Raw genomic sequence first — 15,921 nt, 5'->3', positions numbered from 1 at the left:
TGGTGGCTTAGCCGACGCTAATCTCCCGGGATTTGCCAGCTGGTGGCGCTGGTGGTGGTGTCGCCCCGCCGGAAACATTAATGGCTGGCAGATCAAACAATTGAGAAACTACATCTGCTACCCACTGGACTAGGGCAACATCCCGCATCATCGGATCGAGCACATTGCGACCCGTTTTCGGCAGTGGAATATTGATCGCCTGCGCGGCGGCACGATATGTTGCCCCCGGATACAGCCGGGCAAGGCGCACCTGTTTCGAGTCGGCAAGCTGCACTGGATGCATTTTCACCCGGCTGCCTTGCACAAGGACATCGGCCACGCCGGCACGTCGCACATGGTTCCGAAGCCGGGCAAGGGCAAGCATCCGGTCAACTTCGTCCGGATAAGCACCGAATCGGTCAACCATCTCTTCGATGACTGCAGTAATAGCAGTATCGTCGTGGGATTCCGCCAATGCCCGATAGATTTCCAGGCGGAGCCGTTCGGCACCGATATAGGATTCCGGAATATGGGCGTCAACGGGAAGATCTACCCGGATTTCTTTCGGCCCCTGTACGGTCGCATCAACCGGTTTGCCGGCGACAACGGCTTTCAACGCTTCGACGGCTTCACCAACTAGGCGGATATACAGGTCGAATCCGACCCCGGCGATATGTCCGGATTGTTCCGCGCCAAGCACATTGCCGGCACCGCGCATCTCTAGGTCTTTCATCGCCACAGCCATACCTGCCCCCAAATCGGAATGTTGAGCGATGGTCGCAAGCCGATCATAGGACGCTTCGGAGAGGACTTGACCTTTCGGGTAGAGGAAGTAGGCGTATGCCCGTTCCCGTCCGCGGCCGACCCGACCACGCAACTGGTGAAGCTGAGATAACCCCATGTGGTGGGCGTTTTCCACGATGAGGGTGTTGGCGTTGGCAATATCGAGGCCGGTCTCAACAATGGTGGTGCACACCAACACGTCATATTCCCGGTCGAAGAATCCTTGCACCGTGTTTTCTAACACGTCTTCCCCCATTTGGCCGTGGGCGACGACGATACGTGCTTCCGGAACCAGTTGGCGAAGTTTCGCCGCTTGGGCGTCGATGGATTTCACTTTGTTGTGAATATAGAACACTTGTCCGTCGCGCAGTAGTTCGCGACGAATCGCCGCGGCAACGTGTTTGTCTTCTTGCGCCCCAACATAGGTGAGCACCGGGTAGCGGTCTTGTGGCGGGGTGAGAATAGTGGACATTTCACGGATTCCCGCCATAGACATCTCGAGGGTACGAGGGATTGGGGTGGCGGACATGGTAAGCACATCAACATGGCTGCGCAATGCTTTGATGTGTTCTTTGTGCTCAACACCGAAGCGTTGTTCCTCGTCGACGATGACCAATCCTAGGTTTTTCCACGAGATACCGGTCTGCAGGAGTCGATGGGTGCCGACCACAATGTCAATGCTGCCATCGTGGAGTCCTTGTTTGATGCGTTTGGCTTCTGCTGTGGAGGTAAACCGGGATAGCACAGCAATATTGACTGGGAATCCGGCCATGCGGCTGGTAAATGTGGCGCCATGTTGCTGGGCGAGCAGCGTGGTGGGCACCAGGACGGCGACTTGGCGACCGTCTTGCACGCATTTAAACGCAGCCCGCACCGCCACTTCGGTTTTGCCGTAGCCAACGTCGCCGACGATAACCCGATCCATGGGGGTGGGCTGCTCCATGTCGTGTTTCACGTCTTCGATGGCGGTGAGCTGGTCTTCGGTTTCCAGGTAGGGGAAGTTGTCTTCGAGTTCCCGCTGCCATGGGCTGTCGGGGGCGAAGGCATGGCCGGGGGCGGCTTGTCGTTTAGCGTAGAGTTCGATGAGTTCGTGGGCGATTTCTCGCACCGCGGCACGAGCTTTTTTCTTCGTGTTTTTCCAGTCGGCACCACCCATTTTCGACAGGTGTGGAGTTTCGCCGCCGACATAGCGGGAAAGCATGTCGAGCTGATCCATGGGGACGAAAAGCTTGTCTGGTGGGGCGCCTCGTCGACTGGAGGCGTATTCAAGAACAACATATTCGCGCCGGGAGGTTTGTTCACCGGTGGTGATGGTTCGTTCGGTGAGTTCGATGAAACGACCGATGCCGTGGGCATCGTGCACCACATAGTCGCCGGGCTGGAGCGCCAACGGGTCGACTTTGTTGCGTTTTTTCGCCCGCCGTCGGCGGCGTCCCGCAATGTCACCAACCCGGTTGCCGGTGAGATCAGTTTCGGTAAGCAGCAGCACACTGTTGGCGGTAGCGGAGCCTGGTTGCGCAGCGGTATCGGCGGCAGAGTCTGCTGTTGTTGCCGCAGGTTGTTGCCTTGGCTGGTCACCGGGTTGGGGTGCCTCAGCTTCGAATAGGTCAGGATCGGCGGTCGCCTGGGGTGTGTGCGTGGGTTGCAAGCCGGTGACGAGGTGTTCAGTGTCGGCCGCCTCAAGGCTGGTGACCGTAGCTGTGGCGGAAAGCGGCCACACCAGACCGTGGTGGGTCAGCGCTGTATAGATGGCGACTTCCCCAGGTTTTGGCGCCGCCCGGTTACTTACTCGTTTCGCGGCCACCCCGTGGTCTAACAGGTGGCTGCGCAGCCGGTTCGCAACTGCCCGGTTGGGGGTGATCAGGGCGGCCATGCCACCGCCGGCAAGCTGTTTACTGACCGCTTGTAGCGCTGCGTTGCCGATATCGGTGGGCTGTTGCCGGGTGGGGGCAGCCACCGCCGGCAAGGTGAGTTGATCGACACCGCTGACGAAGGCTTGGGCGCTCATCCCCACCGGATTCACTGCGACGAGCCGGCACTGGTGTTGTTTCGCGGCGGCCACCAGCGCTGCCGCCGACACATACGAAGATGCCGCCACATCGAGACCGTCGGCTGCCAGCGGACCGGTCGCCCCCATCGCGGCCGCCTCCCAGCCGGCAGCGAGAAACTCTTCATCGGTTGCCGCTAAATCATTGACCCGGGTGACAATCCGCGCCGGATCGATGGTGGCAATAATTGATCCTTCCGGCAAAAGCGCCGGCAGCGTCACCAGCGGCGCATCGGTGAGCACCGGCAGTAACGCCTCCATACCATCAGCCGGCTGGCCGGCGGCAAGTTTACTCGTCAATTCCAGCAGAGCCGGATTGCCGGTAAACGTTTCCTGCAACGCGGCTGCCGCCTGCTGCACCGATTCGGTAACCGGCAGCTCCCGGCAGGGATAACACTCCACGGTGGTGATCGCTTCCCCGTCGGTAAACGTGCGTTGATCAGCTGGGCTAAACGGGGTAATGGATTCGATTTCGTCACCAAACAGCTCCACCCGCACCGGGGATTCATCGACCGGCGACCACACATCCACAAGGCCACCCCGAACCGCGACATCACCGCGTTCGGTGACCTGGTCGGCACGCCGATAGCCACGCAACACCAATGCTGCAACCAGCGGCTCCAACCCTGGCTCCTCACCCACGGTGATCGTCACTGGTTCCCGGCCTTCCACTGTTGCTAACAGCGGCTGGCAGAATGCCCGCGCCGGGGCAACCACCACCGACAAGTCCGCCAAATGGTGCAACACTTTTGCCCGCTGCGCCACAATTTCCTTCGACGGACTCATCCGCTCATGGGGCAAGGTTTCCCAGGCAGGGAACACCGCTACCGAATCACCAATGATCGCCTGCAGTTCAGCACAGAAATCCTCCGCCTGCCGACCGGTTGGCACCACCGCCAACACCGGCCCTGCCGTCGCCAGCCCCGCCACCAGCCAGGGGCGCGCCGACTCCACACAGGCGACATGCGCATCCCCCGCCGCCACCTGCGACAACACTGCTGTCATCGCCGGGGTGCGCGCCAACATGCTCGCCACCCCCGCCAACGGTCCTTTTACAGCCGTCGCCGAACCTGGTTGCTGCACCTGTTGCGCCATCACTGATCTTCAACTCCCCAACCACACAATTACCCCGCCTGCGGCGGAGAAAACAACACGCGAAAAACCCCATCCCAACCGCGGCATCGATCCACCAACAATGCCGGCGTCCGCAGCCTGCGATCACAGGGGCAACATTTCATGCACCACCATCAATGCACAACCCCCCACCCTAGCGCCCACCGTGCACACACAGCCAGCAACCCCCGAAAACCATCGGCACCAACACCCATCAACCACTCACCCACCTGCGGCAACCACACCCCTGCAATACGCACCGTTAACCGCCTCCTAGCCCCACCCCACCGAAAGGCAATCTCCAACCGCAACAGGAAGTGTTTTGCACCCTGCGAATCGTCGGCTATGATTATCGATCGTTACGCAACACACGGCACCACAAATGTCGTGAACTGCGAACAATTCCCCGTGGTGTAATTGGCAACACTCTGGTTTTTGGTACCAGCTTTCTAGGTTCGAGTCCTGGCGGGGAAGCAACACACTATACAAGCAACTACAGCCCAAGGCAGCGCCACACCGCAGCCTTGGGCTGTAGTTATATTTCTTTGCTCCGCTGGAATCAACAGTTACCCCCCCTTCCCAACCAGCAGCACAAAACCTCACCCGGCCGGCCGCCCCACCCTACTGACCACCCCAGTGGGATGCACCCAACCTGGCAAGCCCGAAACGAGCCCAGCCAAACCCCCGCGCTACCCCCATCTGGTGGCAGCAACCCCCACCGCTGGGTACAACCACACCCCGCACCCCACCAGCAACCGAAACCACCATCACACCATCGTCTCCTGCACACCCACCTTCTGCCAGCCCCACCCACAGCCACCAACCTGCCTGCAACAACCTTCGGTCGCCGCACCAGCGTGCGCCTCCCCGCAAGAAACCCACCACCAAACACCACACCTGAACAAACCGCTTCCCCATCATGGGTCACCCCCATGTTGTGTGCCCAGTGCACACCATGACACCCGCGAGTGCGGTAGTTTAATTGACAGTTCACCCTTCCATACGAGTTGGTATTACCACCGACGACCGCGATCATCACATCCCGGCCGGCGACATGAAAACCCAACCTCACCATGAAAGGGCGTAACCGTCCGCTTGTTGTCACACACAAAGACGCGAAAACACTTATGACGAATCCCTCGCAGTCCAACCTTGCCGTCGTCATCTTGGCGGCCGGGGCTGGAACCCGCATGCGCTCACAAACACCAAAAATGCTGCACGAAGTAGCCGGCCGAACCATGCTTGAGCATGCGCTACACGCCGCCTGCGGCACCCACCCCGATCATGTTGTGGTGGTCACCGGCCACTGCCGGCAACAGGTGCAAGCAACAATCGACAGTGTCAACCAACGCCTCGTCGACGACTACGGGGTGGCCGGCATTCAAACCGTCGTACAAAAAGAACAAAACGGCACCGGTGACGCGGTAGCAACCGCACTCGCCGCACCAGCACTCCGCGACTTCCGCGGCACCATTATCGTCACCACCTCCGATGTGCCACTGATCGACGCCGCCACGCTCACTTCACTGGTCGCTGAACACACCACCCGACCACAAGCAGCAGTCACTATTTTGACTACCACCGTCGACAATCCCACCGGCTATGGACGCATCGTGCGCACCCACGACGGCGAAGTCACCAAAATCGTTGAAGAAAAAGATGCAGACACTGCAATCAAATCCATCAACGAAATCAACTCCGGCGTCTATGCCTTCGACGCTGAACTCCTCGGCGCCGCAGTCAACCAACTCGACACCAACAATGCGCAAGGCGAATTCTATTTAACAGACGTCGTTGGCATCGCCCGCGACCTCAACAAACTTGTTCGCGCCCATCGCATCGACGACGCCGCCATAGTCTCCGGGGTCAACGACCGGGTACAGCTGGCCGCAATGAACAAAGAATTCAACCGTCGACTCCGCGAACACCACATGCGAGCAGGTGTGACCATGGTCGATCCCGACAGTGTGTTTATCGACGTTGATGTGCACATCGAGCAAGACGTCGTTATCGCCCCGAACTGTCAGCTTCGCGGCAACACCACGATTGCCACTGGATGTGTCATCGGCCCGGATACCACCCTGACCAATGTCACCGTCGATAACGACGCGGCAGTGATTCGCACCACGGCAACCGACTCCACGATTGGTGCCCGCGCCCAGGTCGGCCCCTACACCTATCTCCGTCCCGGCACCAAGCTTGCCGCCGACGGCAAACTCGGCGGATTCGTGGAAACGAAAAACGCCACGATTGGCCAAGGCACCAAAGTTCCCCATCTCACCTATGTCGGGGATGCCACCATCGGGGAGCATTCCAACATTGGTGCATCGTCGGTGTTCGTCAACTATGACGGTGTCAATAAGCATCACACCACCATCGGGTCCCATGTCCGCACCGGTTCGGACACGATGTTTATCGCACCTGTGACGGTCGGTGACGGTGCCTATTCCGGTGCCGGCACGGTCATCAAACATGATGTCCCACCGGGGGCACTGGTGGTCTCCGCCGGTAAACAGCGCATCATCGAAGATTGGGTGAAGAATAATCGTCCCGGCACTCCTGCCGCGGAAGCTGCCGCCGCCTGTGATGCGACCGGCACACCCCCTCCCGCAACTGAATAATCCCCTGTTCCGCCGCGGCTGCAACGAGGTGAAAAACCAGCATCATCGGTGGGGCACCCCAATCCCCACCCGCAGATGCGTTCTCGGCTCTGCTGCAACGCCGCGCAATAGGTTCCTTTTCCCGCATGTCAGCGCTGCAACAGCATCAACCTATCGGCCGGTGGTCGACTGTAGAGAAGCAGGTGCAGCGCGACACACACCCCATACATTATTGTTGCCCCACACAGTTAGGATCCCAGCAGAACATGACTGCTCATTGGATTGAGAATCAGAAGAATTTGATGCTCTTTACCGGTCGCGCCCACCCGGAGCTCGCCGAGGCCGTGGCACAAGAGCTTGGCGTCGAAATCACCCCAACGACAGCCCGTGACTTCGCCAACGGTGAAATTTTTGTTCGCTTCGAAGAGTCGGTGCGTGGATCGGATGCCTTCGTGCTGCAATCACATCCGCAGCCGCTGAACAAATGGCTCATGGAACAGCTCATCATGATTGATGCGCTCAAGCGTGGTTCCGCGAAACGAATCACCGCTATTTTGCCGTTCTATCCCTATGCTCGGCAGGATAAGAAGCACCGCGGCCGTGAGCCGATCTCTGCCCGACTGGTCGCTGATCTGCTAAAAACTGCTGGTGCGGACCGGATTGTTTCCGTGGATTTGCACACCGACCAGATTCAAGGCTTCTTCGACGGCCCGGTCGACCACATGCATGCCATGCCGATTCTGGTGGAGCACATTAAGGCCAACTACAGCCTTGATAACGTGTGTGTGGTCTCCCCGGATGCCGGCCGCGTGAAGGTCGCCGAAAAATGGGCAAACGCCCTCGGTGGCGCCCCCATGGCGTTCGTGCATAAGACACGCAGTGTCGATGTTGCCAATCAGGTGACCTCGAACCGGGTAGTTGGTGATGTTGCGGGACGCACCTGTGTGCTGCTGGACGACATGATCGACACCGGTGGCACCATTGCTGGTGCAGTCGGTGTGCTGCGCAAAGCTGGTGCGGTCGACGTCATTATTGCCACCACCCACGGGGTGTTCTCCGGACCTGCCCGGGAACGACTCTCCCAATGTGGTGCGAAAGAAGTAATCACCACCGACACGCTGCCGCAGTCGAAGGAAGGCTGGGACAATCTCACAGTGCTGTCGATTGCCCCGCTGCTGGCGAAGACAATTCACGAAATTTTCGAAAACGGTTCTGTAACCACCCTGTTTGAAGGTTCCGCCTAGCAGACCGGGTTGCACCAGCTGTTGGAAAACACATGAACTGACAGCAAAGATTGTTCGCCGCAATACACACCGATCCATGGCCGGGATAGCCCCTAGCGCTAAGCCTTTTCCCTGCCATGGATCGTTGCGTTGCACACCGTTGCGCTACAGCTTGGTGTACCGACCAGTTCTTTCCACCACACAACCAGGTCCGCGCCACAACAGCACGCCGTGACTCGACCGACCGCTGCAACTCTTTACTGCAACAACTCCGCAGGCAGTCTGCCAACAAGTCATTGCACACACCACCACAAGAAAAAACCATCGACCCGGATCAATGTCTGCATGATTGCAGATAATGATCCGGGTCGATGAGAATCGATCTACTCTTGCCTGCAGCGGCGGCACACCCAACGTTGCCAACCGGGCTGTCGCTATTCCACTCCCGCAGATAACCGAGGCGAAACCTGCTGTCAGCGGAGCTTTGCGATACTACTTAATATCGCTGAGCACGCAAGCTGCACCAGAGGCAACTGTGGTGACCAAGGCTACCGCCGGCCACGGTCCGATTTTCTTTGCCAGTGGATGTGACAAACCAAAGGCGCCAACATATGTGCCAACTAGCGCTGCAGTGGTTGGAATATCTGTTTTTGCCAACCAGCTGCGGGCGGAATATGCGCCACATGCCGCCAACACGGCCCCGCCAAGTGGACGAATCCCGGTTTCACGTGCCACCAACCAGCCGCCGACCAGTCCGGTGATCACCATGGAAGCTGTCGACACCTCATCAGCTTTTTTCACCGTTGTTCGCATATCACCCATAAGGCATTCACTCCTTGTTTTTACCTTGTCCGCCGCAGACCCTGCCGAAACGCCGTGGTTTGGCAGCCCACTGCAGCGACTGACTCTAAGACTTTTAATCTACTCTCAAAACCGCAGCCTCGGCGTGTTTTTCACACATGCCGGCAGCTGCGCTCTACACCCCCACGAAGTGGGGACAGCGATTGTGTGCGAGCGATCGCCAAAAAATGCTCGAAGCAGTGCCGCCGAAAGCCGCCGAAGCCCGACTCCCTCACTGGGGCTGTCAATCCAATTGATAAGTAGTGCTCCTCCCGGCACCACCATCTGATTAGTAGCGCAACCGCCGAATACGCTATACTTTCCCAAGTCTCGGCGAGGGCGAAATCTTCCCCCACACGTCAAGCTGCAAAGCGAAACGTAGGAAGGGTACAAGATTGCGCCGTTATCGACGCGATTCGTTTTTGCAAAACTCTTATTGTGTAGCTATTCCAGCCGCACACTGTGTGGCCTGGACGACAAGCCTGCGAAGACTCGACGAGATGCGATACTGCACCACTGCCGGTCGAGGATCGCAGGATTTTTTCATGTTTACCCGAAAAAACGCCGCATTCCTTCGTTCGTCAGCCGGTGACTGTTCGGATCGCACCCCCAGTGGTGGATTAGTGCACCACTTGAGCCTGTAGACCGCATCACGCCGCCAGCCGCCTCACCACTTGGTGATGCAACGCTACAACGTGGATGATGCATGAAACCTGTACAAAGAAAAGAGACAGCTATGTCGAACAAAGCTCTGGCGCTTGCTGCCCAGCCCCGCAATGAATTCGGTAAAGGTGCCGCCCGTCGCGCTCGTCGTGCCGGCCTGGTTCCTGTGGTGATCTACGCCAACGAATTCGAACCTGTTCACATCCTCGTTGATCGCCTCGAGTTCACTGCTGTGGTTCGTAACCATGGTGTCAACGCTGTTGTTGAGGTTGACATCGAAGGCGACAAGCAGCTCGCCATGATCAAGAACCTTGATCAAAACGTCATCACCTTCGAAATCGACCACGCCGACCTGCTCGCTATTAAGCGCGGCGAAAAGGTTGAGGTTGACATTCCGGTCACCTACGAAGGCGAAATCGCAGCCGGCGCTATGCTCATGCAGGATGCAGACACCATCCTCGTTGAGGCTGACGTGCTCTCCATTCCGGAAGAGCTCGTGGTCAACGTTGAAGGCCTGGAGATCGGTGCTCAGATCACCGCCGCCGACATCGAGCTGCCGGAAGAGTGCACCCTGGTCTCCGATCCGGAAACCCTCATCATCAACGTTGTTGAGCCGGTTGAAGAAGAACTGCCTGAACCAGACTCCGGTGAAGAAGGCGAAGAGGGCGAAGGCGAAGCAGCTGAAGGCGAAGCTGAAGCCGCTGAAGAATCCGCTGACGAAGAGTAATTCCGCCCCCTTACACTGGAAGCCTGATCCGATGTGGTTGACCGGCAGAACTTGCCACCTGTGGCAGGTTCTTGCCCGACCAACTGCACCGTCGCCGTGTCCTGCCACAGCAGGCCACGGCCATCGGTGAGGCGTCAGTAGTTGCTGCACCACCTACCTTCCATCCCCACTCCATTACTGCGCCGCGGCGTATGTTTTCTATCGTGGTGGCTGCGAATCAGTAGGTGGTGTTTGGCATTTCTCTGGCAGCTCATCAACTCCATCGCAAAGCTCACCCCTCCAGAGCTGTCACGACAATGCTGCCTCCTGCTTCCGGTAGCAGCCCTCGTCTGTGCACGTTCCCCCATGAACACACTTGCAACACGGACACCGTATCTAGTGCGTCAATGCTTCGAAAACAACTACGGCAGTGGCATCCCTTAGTAGCAGCTATTGCTGGCTCACGGATCCCCCTGTGCTGGCAGCAGGACTCGGACACATCCGCATGCTGTTGCCAAACCTAGGGCTTGCTAGCAGTACAGGCAGGTGTGTGCGACAATAGCGGGCGTGAGTTTTGATGCAGAGGCACCAATTTTGGTGGTGGGATTAGGTAATCCTGGCGAACGTTACGCGACAACACGGCACAACATTGGTTTCATGGTTGCCGACGAACTCGTCGACCAGGCTGTCCCCATGCCGGGAACGTTTAAACTGCAAAAACGTGCCGGCGCGGAGGTTGCCGAGATCCGGATCGGTGTGCACAAAGTAGTAGTTGCAAAACCGATGAGTTTTATGAACCGCTCCGGGCAGCCGGTGGCGAGCCTTTGCCAGTTTTTCAAAATCCCAGCCGATCATGTGATCGTGGTGCACGATGAACTCGATGTAGAGTTTGGCAGCATCAAACTCAAATGTGGGGGCGGCGACGGCGGCCATAATGGTTTGAAATCGATTAGCCAGTCGCTCAGCACACGGGACTATTACCGGGTTCGGGTGGGGATTTCGCGACCACCGGGACGCCAGGATCCAGCAGACTATGTACTGCGGCCATTTCCGAGCGCTGCTGCTGCAGAACTCAGCGTGACTGTTGCCGATGCTGCTGATGCAGTGGAGTTGTTGATTACGCAAGGCCTGCAGGTCGCTCAAAACGAGATTCACGCCCGCTAAGCGTGCTGCAGTCCCCGTCTGGTCAACGCCGCATCGGCGGGGCGCTCGCCGTCTTGTTAGTAGCTGGTGCAGATAGCTGCTCACAATCATCCTCGTATATGACTGTGTCTTGCGTGGCGGTAAACCGTGTTTCACGCTGGCTGCACATAACGTTTCATACCGGCGGCGATACTCGTCGTTGATGGGCGCAGATCGTTGATCGTGCGCCTTATTTCTTCCGGGCTGCTGCAAGGACTTTCGCGAATTGTTTATCGCTCAACGTGCTCGCATCCCATTTCTGCAAGCGATGCACTACTACTGGGCATCCGAGGCAGCGTGGGGCAGATTTACAGCACTTCCCCTTGCAGCGCCCGCTGGCAAGCTTTTTTCGTGCTTTCGCGACCTTTTTCGCGGCATCCTTCTTCTTACCCACGAGCAGTAAGTGTAGCATTACCTAGCAAATATTGGGCTTGCCTTTACACTTGAAAGCGCTGCTCATACCCGCAGCCTGCCCGGCGTTGCCACCAACAGTCGACCACACAACCGACTGCACCCCACTGCGGCACGCTCAACCACCACGACAACAGCCAGGCATGTTCACCATGAACACACCTGGCTGTTGTAGCCAATCAGCTGCACACACGACGCCGCAGCAGATCACTTACAGGTTTTCGATCGACTCCCGCTTCGGCACAACCACCGGCCGGGCGCCAGCAATATGCTCCACGATCCGAATAACCTGATTTGAATAGCCAAACTCGTTGTCATACCAAACGTAGAGCACCACATGGTTGCCTTGGGTGATCGTTGCCAGCCCGTCGACGATCCCGGCGTTAGTGGTTCCCACAAAATCCGTGGAAACCACCTCAGGGGATTTGATATAACCGATTTGCTGCCGCAGATCACTCTGCAGCGACACATTCCGCAGATACGTGTTAATCTCTTCCGCATCGCAAGGCTTATCCAGGGTCAGGTTCAACACCGCCATGGACACATCCGGGGTGGGCACCCGGATCGCGTTACCGGTAAGTTTGCCTTCCAACTCCGGCAGCGCCTTCGACACGGCTTTCGCAGCCCCTGTCTCGGTGAGAACCATGTTTAAAGTGGCACCACGGCCGCGCCGAGGGCCTTTATGGAAGTTATCGATCAGGTTCTGGTCGTTGGTAAATGAATGAACGGTCTCTACGTGCCCATATTGCACACCGTAGCGATCATTGACGACCTTCAACACTGGGGTGATGGCGTTAGTGGTGCAGGATGCGGCAGTGATGATTTCATCGTCATCATCAATGATGTCGTGGTTGATGCCATACACCACATTTTTCAGATTGCCTTTGCCCGGTGCAGTGAGCACGACTTTCGCAACCCCGGTGGACTGCAAGTGTTGGCGCAACCCTGCTTCGTCACGCCAGCGGCCAGTGTTATCGACCACAACAGCATCGTTGATTCCGTAGGCGGTGTAGTCAATGCTGGCCGGATCATCAGAGTAGATCATCTGAATTGGGGTGCCGTTTGCCCAAATGATGTCATTGTCGTAATCGATAGTGATGGTGCCGTTGAAAGGCCCGTGCACACTGTCGCGGCGCAGCAGCGATGCACGTTTGTCGATATCGTCTGCAGACTTTTTCCGCACCACGATTGCCCGCAGATGCACCCCAAGTCCGCGGCCTTCCCGGCCGATCAGGATGCGGGCAAGGAGTCGGCCGATACGACCAAACCCGTAAAGCACTACATCGGTGGAGCTTTGTTCCGGTTTCACCCCGATAATGTCAGCAAGTTCTTGTTCCAAGAAGCGTTCCAGTGGTTCGTCCACCCCGCGATAGCGTTGTGCCAGGCGGGCAATGTCGATGCTGGCGGTGGAGATATCCATTGCAGTCAACGCCTGCACAATCGGCAGAGTTTCTTTCAACGGCAACGGTTCATCGAGCAGTCGACGGGCAAATCGATGCGATTTGATGATGTCGATCGCGGTGACGTTTTCTAGCAGGCGCCCAAAGATGGAAGTGACAACATTCTTCTCCCGGTGAAGTTGCCCGAGCAGTGGCAGCATCTGTTCTGCCAGATCGATTTTGTCGTGAAAGTTTCCCATTGGGTCAGTTGGTTCGCTCACGGATGATTCCTTCACTGTGTTTCGCGATGTTGCACAAGTGTTGCCGATGGTGTGGCTTCCCTGTGCCGGATTGGTTTTTGTCGCGCCGAACACCACCACCGATTGCGTGCTGTGGGGGCTTGCAAGCACGGCACCGTTACTTAACATAACGGCCGAATCTGTTCTGCGTGGCCGCCTTGCCCGCATTACCCCCAACCATGGTTAGTCGGTAATCTTTTGCGTGTGCGATGTGTGATCGAAACAATTCCCCAACAATTGCAAGCATCCGGATTTTCCGGCTGCTAACCATTTGTTTTATCCCTACTCAACCCAGTATCGAAACATCTCTTGCCTACCCCCGTCTGCGGGAAGATGAAAAGATAGTATCAACACTGTGGAACGCCAGCTGCGGGGTGATGCAGTATTCCACCAAACCGCGACGCTTCAAACCGGTGGGCTGGGTTTGCCGGCGCTGTCCGGTGTTGAGGGTTCCCCTCGCAACACCACACGGTGCATCCCGGTACATGCGCACCTTGTGGAGTAACAACCATTGCCCTCACTGGTGGTTGGCCGCGCACGATCATGCTCCGCAACGCCGGCCAGCAGAGCACAACCTGGTGTAGCTGTCGCAAACCTGGCAGAACACTCACTCAGATTTTCGATGCTGCACAGGTAAGAATTCTCTTTTGCGTTGGTTCCTGCAAAGATAAAGGCCGGATTTTGTGTCTCCTGCGGCTGTGTAAAGCGGGCCGATAATGCTGTGTGGCTGTTGTGGGCTTCCTTGCTTGTCGCTGTAGCGGGACATAAACGTTGCCCCCGAATCCTTTTCTTATTTCCGGATCGGCAACCCGCCACCCCTCCCGGCGCATCGGATCACCTGTCGGTACACCAGTTCACCTGGCCGCTCAGCAACTTGAACCGTGATCGGATGTGGAAGGGCCGGCGGCACTCGAAGAATAAACCGAGCAATGAGTTGGATAGTTTGATGCAAACCACTTCCCAAGACACCGCCGCGCAGGCATCCCGTCGCCGCACATTTGCGGTGATTGCCCACCCCGATGCTGGTAAGTCCACCCTGACTGAAGCGCTAGCGTTGCATGCACATGTCATTACTGAAGCTGGTGCGGTGCACGGGAAAGCTGGTCGCAAAGCAACAGTGTCCGACTGGATGGAAATGGAAAAGGATCGCGGCATCTCGATTGCATCGTCAGCGCTGCAATTCGAATATGCCCCAGCAGGCCACGAGGGCGAACCTTATGTGATCAATCTCGTCGACACCCCTGGCCACTCTGATTTCTCCGAAGACACCTATCGGGTACTTACCGCGGTGGATGCCGCTGTGATGCTTATTGATGGTGCGAAAGGTCTCGAGCCGCAAACATTAAAACTCTTCCGCGTGTGTAAAGCCCGGGGTTTGCCGATTGTGACAGTGATCAACAAGTGGGACCGGCCAGGCAAAGCCCCACTGGAGCTGATGGATGAGATTGTTGCCGAGATTGGGCTGCAACCCACTCCCCTGTTTTGGCCGGTCGGCGAGGCCGGCGATTTTAAGGGGTTGGTGCGGCTCGACGACGAGGGAACGATTGACGAATATATTCACTTCATTCGTACCGCTGGTGGTTCCACGATCGCCCCGGAGGAACACTTCACCCCGGAGCAGGCAGCCAGTGAAGAACCCGAGGCGTTTGCGGTAGCAGCGGAAGAAACTGAACTATTGGCCATGGATGGTGCGGTGCATGATCAGGAACTCTTCCTTGAATGCACAACTTCACCAGTGATTTTCGCTTCCGCCATGTTGAACTTTGGCGTGCACCAGATTCTAGATACCTTATGCACACTTGCCCCTGCCCCCGGCCCGCGCACTGCTGACGAAGCGGTGGTGGCTGCAGCAACCACCGCAATTGACGAGGAACGTGCCGTTACCGGGGAGTTTTCTGGTGTCGTGTTTAAGGTGCAGGCGGGGATGGATAAAAACCATCGTGACTCGCTGGCATTTATGCGGATTGTTTCCGGCGAGTTCGATCGCGGCATGCAAGTAACCCACGCCCAGTCGGGACGGAGTTTCTCCACAAAATATGCGCTCACCGTGTTTGGGCGTACCCGTTCCACCGTGGAGACCGCCTATCCGGGCGATATTGTCGGTTTGGTTAATGCCGGTTCGTTAGCCCCGGGCGATACGATTTATGCTGGCCGGAAAGTGCAATATCCACCGATGCCACAATTCGCCCCGGAGCATTTTCGCACGTTACGGGCAGAATCGTTGGGTAAATACAAGCAGTTCCGCAAGGCCCTTGAGCAGCTGGCCGCGGAAGGTGTGGTGCAGGTGCTGCGCAATGATGCGCGTGGTGATGCGAATCCGGTGATGGCTGCAGTAGGCCCGATGCAGTTCGAAGTGATGCAAGCCCGTATGGCGAATGAATACAATGTGCAAACCGTCACTGATCCGGTGCCGTATTCGGTGGCGCGTCGCACCGACGCCGAAACAGTGCCGGCATTGTCGAAGCAACGCGGCGTCGAGGTGTTTACCCGCAGCGACGGGGAGCTTATCGCACTGTTTGGCGATAAGTGGCGTTTAGCGTTTATTGAGAAGGAACATCCCGAGTTCACGTTGGAGCCGCTGGTCGCCGACAACTAGGCTCAACGACGAGACTGCTCCCCCTGTTTGCCTGGTTCACAGCCGGGATACACCAGGGGGAGCATTGGTGTGGAGCTATCCACCGACCGGGGTTCTCACC

At 57.5% G+C, this 15,921-nt stretch carries 9 protein-coding genes and 1 tRNA gene; 6 read left to right on the top strand and 4 right to left on the bottom strand.

Going from position 1 to position 15,921, the window contains the following annotated elements:
• Positions 1-7 precede the first annotated feature (7 nt).
• The gene (gene mfd, locus CCHOA_RS03370) at positions 8-3,904 is read right to left on the bottom strand and encodes a transcription-repair coupling factor (protein WP_164472371.1); all 3,897 of its coding nucleotides are present in this window, start codon (positions 3,902-3,904) and stop codon (positions 8-10) included.
• A 420-nt stretch (positions 3,905-4,324) separates the two neighbouring features.
• On the opposite strand from mfd, the gene CCHOA_RS03365 reads away from it, so the two are divergent.
• The 3 genes from CCHOA_RS03365 (at position 4,325) to CCHOA_RS03355 (ending at position 7,766) form a co-directional block, all read left to right on the top strand.
• Positions 4,325-4,396: transfer RNA gene (locus CCHOA_RS03365), tRNA-Gln, on the top strand.
• Positions 4,397-5,049: 653 nt separating this feature from the next.
• Entirely contained in the window at positions 5,050-6,543 is a 1,494-nt protein-coding gene (glmU, locus tag CCHOA_RS03360; RefSeq protein WP_123926861.1) for a bifunctional UDP-N-acetylglucosamine diphosphorylase/glucosamine-1-phosphate N-acetyltransferase GlmU, read from the top strand.
• Positions 6,544-6,788: 245 nt separating this feature from the next.
• Complete coding sequence (locus CCHOA_RS03355; protein ID WP_123926858.1) at positions 6,789-7,766, top strand: ribose-phosphate diphosphokinase; 978 nt, start codon at positions 6,789-6,791, stop codon at positions 7,764-7,766.
• Between the two features lie 471 nt (positions 7,767-8,237).
• On the opposite strand, the gene CCHOA_RS03350 is transcribed toward CCHOA_RS03355, so the two are convergent.
• Positions 8,238-8,558 carry a hypothetical protein gene (locus CCHOA_RS03350; protein WP_123930736.1) on the bottom strand — a complete coding sequence of 107 codons (321 nt, stop codon included), beginning with the start codon at positions 8,556-8,558 and terminating at the stop codon, positions 8,238-8,240.
• A 763-nt stretch (positions 8,559-9,321) separates the two neighbouring features.
• On the opposite strand from CCHOA_RS03350, the gene CCHOA_RS03345 reads away from it, so the two are divergent.
• Positions 9,322-9,975: a 50S ribosomal protein L25/general stress protein Ctc gene (locus CCHOA_RS03345; protein ID WP_123926855.1), complete on the top strand. Its 654-nt coding sequence runs from the start codon at positions 9,322-9,324 to the stop codon at positions 9,973-9,975.
• Between the two features lie 546 nt (positions 9,976-10,521).
• A complete protein-coding gene (pth, locus tag CCHOA_RS03340; protein ID WP_245992187.1) occupies positions 10,522-11,118 on the top strand; it encodes an aminoacyl-tRNA hydrolase in 597 nt (198 codons plus the stop codon).
• Positions 11,119-11,326: 208 nt separating this feature from the next.
• Here pth and CCHOA_RS03335 read toward each other — a convergent pair whose 3' ends face one another.
• Both CCHOA_RS03335 and CCHOA_RS03330 read right to left on the bottom strand, forming a co-directional pair.
• Complete coding sequence (locus CCHOA_RS03335) at positions 11,327-11,530, bottom strand: hypothetical protein (protein ID WP_123926852.1); 204 nt, start codon at positions 11,528-11,530, stop codon at positions 11,327-11,329.
• Between the two features lie 228 nt (positions 11,531-11,758).
• Entirely contained in the window at positions 11,759-13,186 is a 1,428-nt protein-coding gene (locus tag CCHOA_RS03330) for a glyceraldehyde-3-phosphate dehydrogenase (protein ID WP_123930729.1), read from the bottom strand.
• A 985-nt stretch (positions 13,187-14,171) separates the two neighbouring features.
• Between CCHOA_RS03330 and CCHOA_RS03325 the strand changes: the two genes are divergently transcribed.
• A complete protein-coding gene (locus CCHOA_RS03325; protein ID WP_123926849.1) occupies positions 14,172-15,821 on the top strand; it encodes a peptide chain release factor 3 in 1,650 nt (549 codons plus the stop codon).
• Positions 15,822-15,921 lie beyond the last annotated feature (100 nt).

Source organism: Corynebacterium choanae (assembly GCF_003813965.1).
Lineage (GTDB): Bacteria > Actinomycetota > Actinomycetes > Mycobacteriales > Mycobacteriaceae > Corynebacterium > Corynebacterium choanae.
This window is presented reverse-complemented; position numbering and strand designations above follow the sequence as displayed.

Coding starts and splice junctions, on each gene's coding strand:
- mfd (WP_164472371.1), bottom strand. CDS start 3,904: ATGGCGCAACAGGTGCAGCAACCAGGTTCGGCGACGGCTGTAAAAGGA.
- glmU (WP_123926861.1), top strand. CDS start 5,050: ATGACGAATCCCTCGCAGTCCAACCTTGCCGTCGTCATCTTGGCGGCC.
- CCHOA_RS03355 (WP_123926858.1), top strand. CDS start 6,789: ATGACTGCTCATTGGATTGAGAATCAGAAGAATTTGATGCTCTTTACC.
- CCHOA_RS03350 (WP_123930736.1), bottom strand. CDS start 8,558: ATGCGAACAACGGTGAAAAAAGCTGATGAGGTGTCGACAGCTTCCATG.
- CCHOA_RS03345 (WP_123926855.1), top strand. CDS start 9,322: ATGTCGAACAAAGCTCTGGCGCTTGCTGCCCAGCCCCGCAATGAATTC.
- CCHOA_RS03330 (WP_123930729.1), bottom strand. CDS start 13,186: ATGGGAAACTTTCACGACAAAATCGATCTGGCAGAACAGATGCTGCCA.
- CCHOA_RS03325 (WP_123926849.1), top strand. CDS start 14,172: ATGCAAACCACTTCCCAAGACACCGCCGCGCAGGCATCCCGTCGCCGC.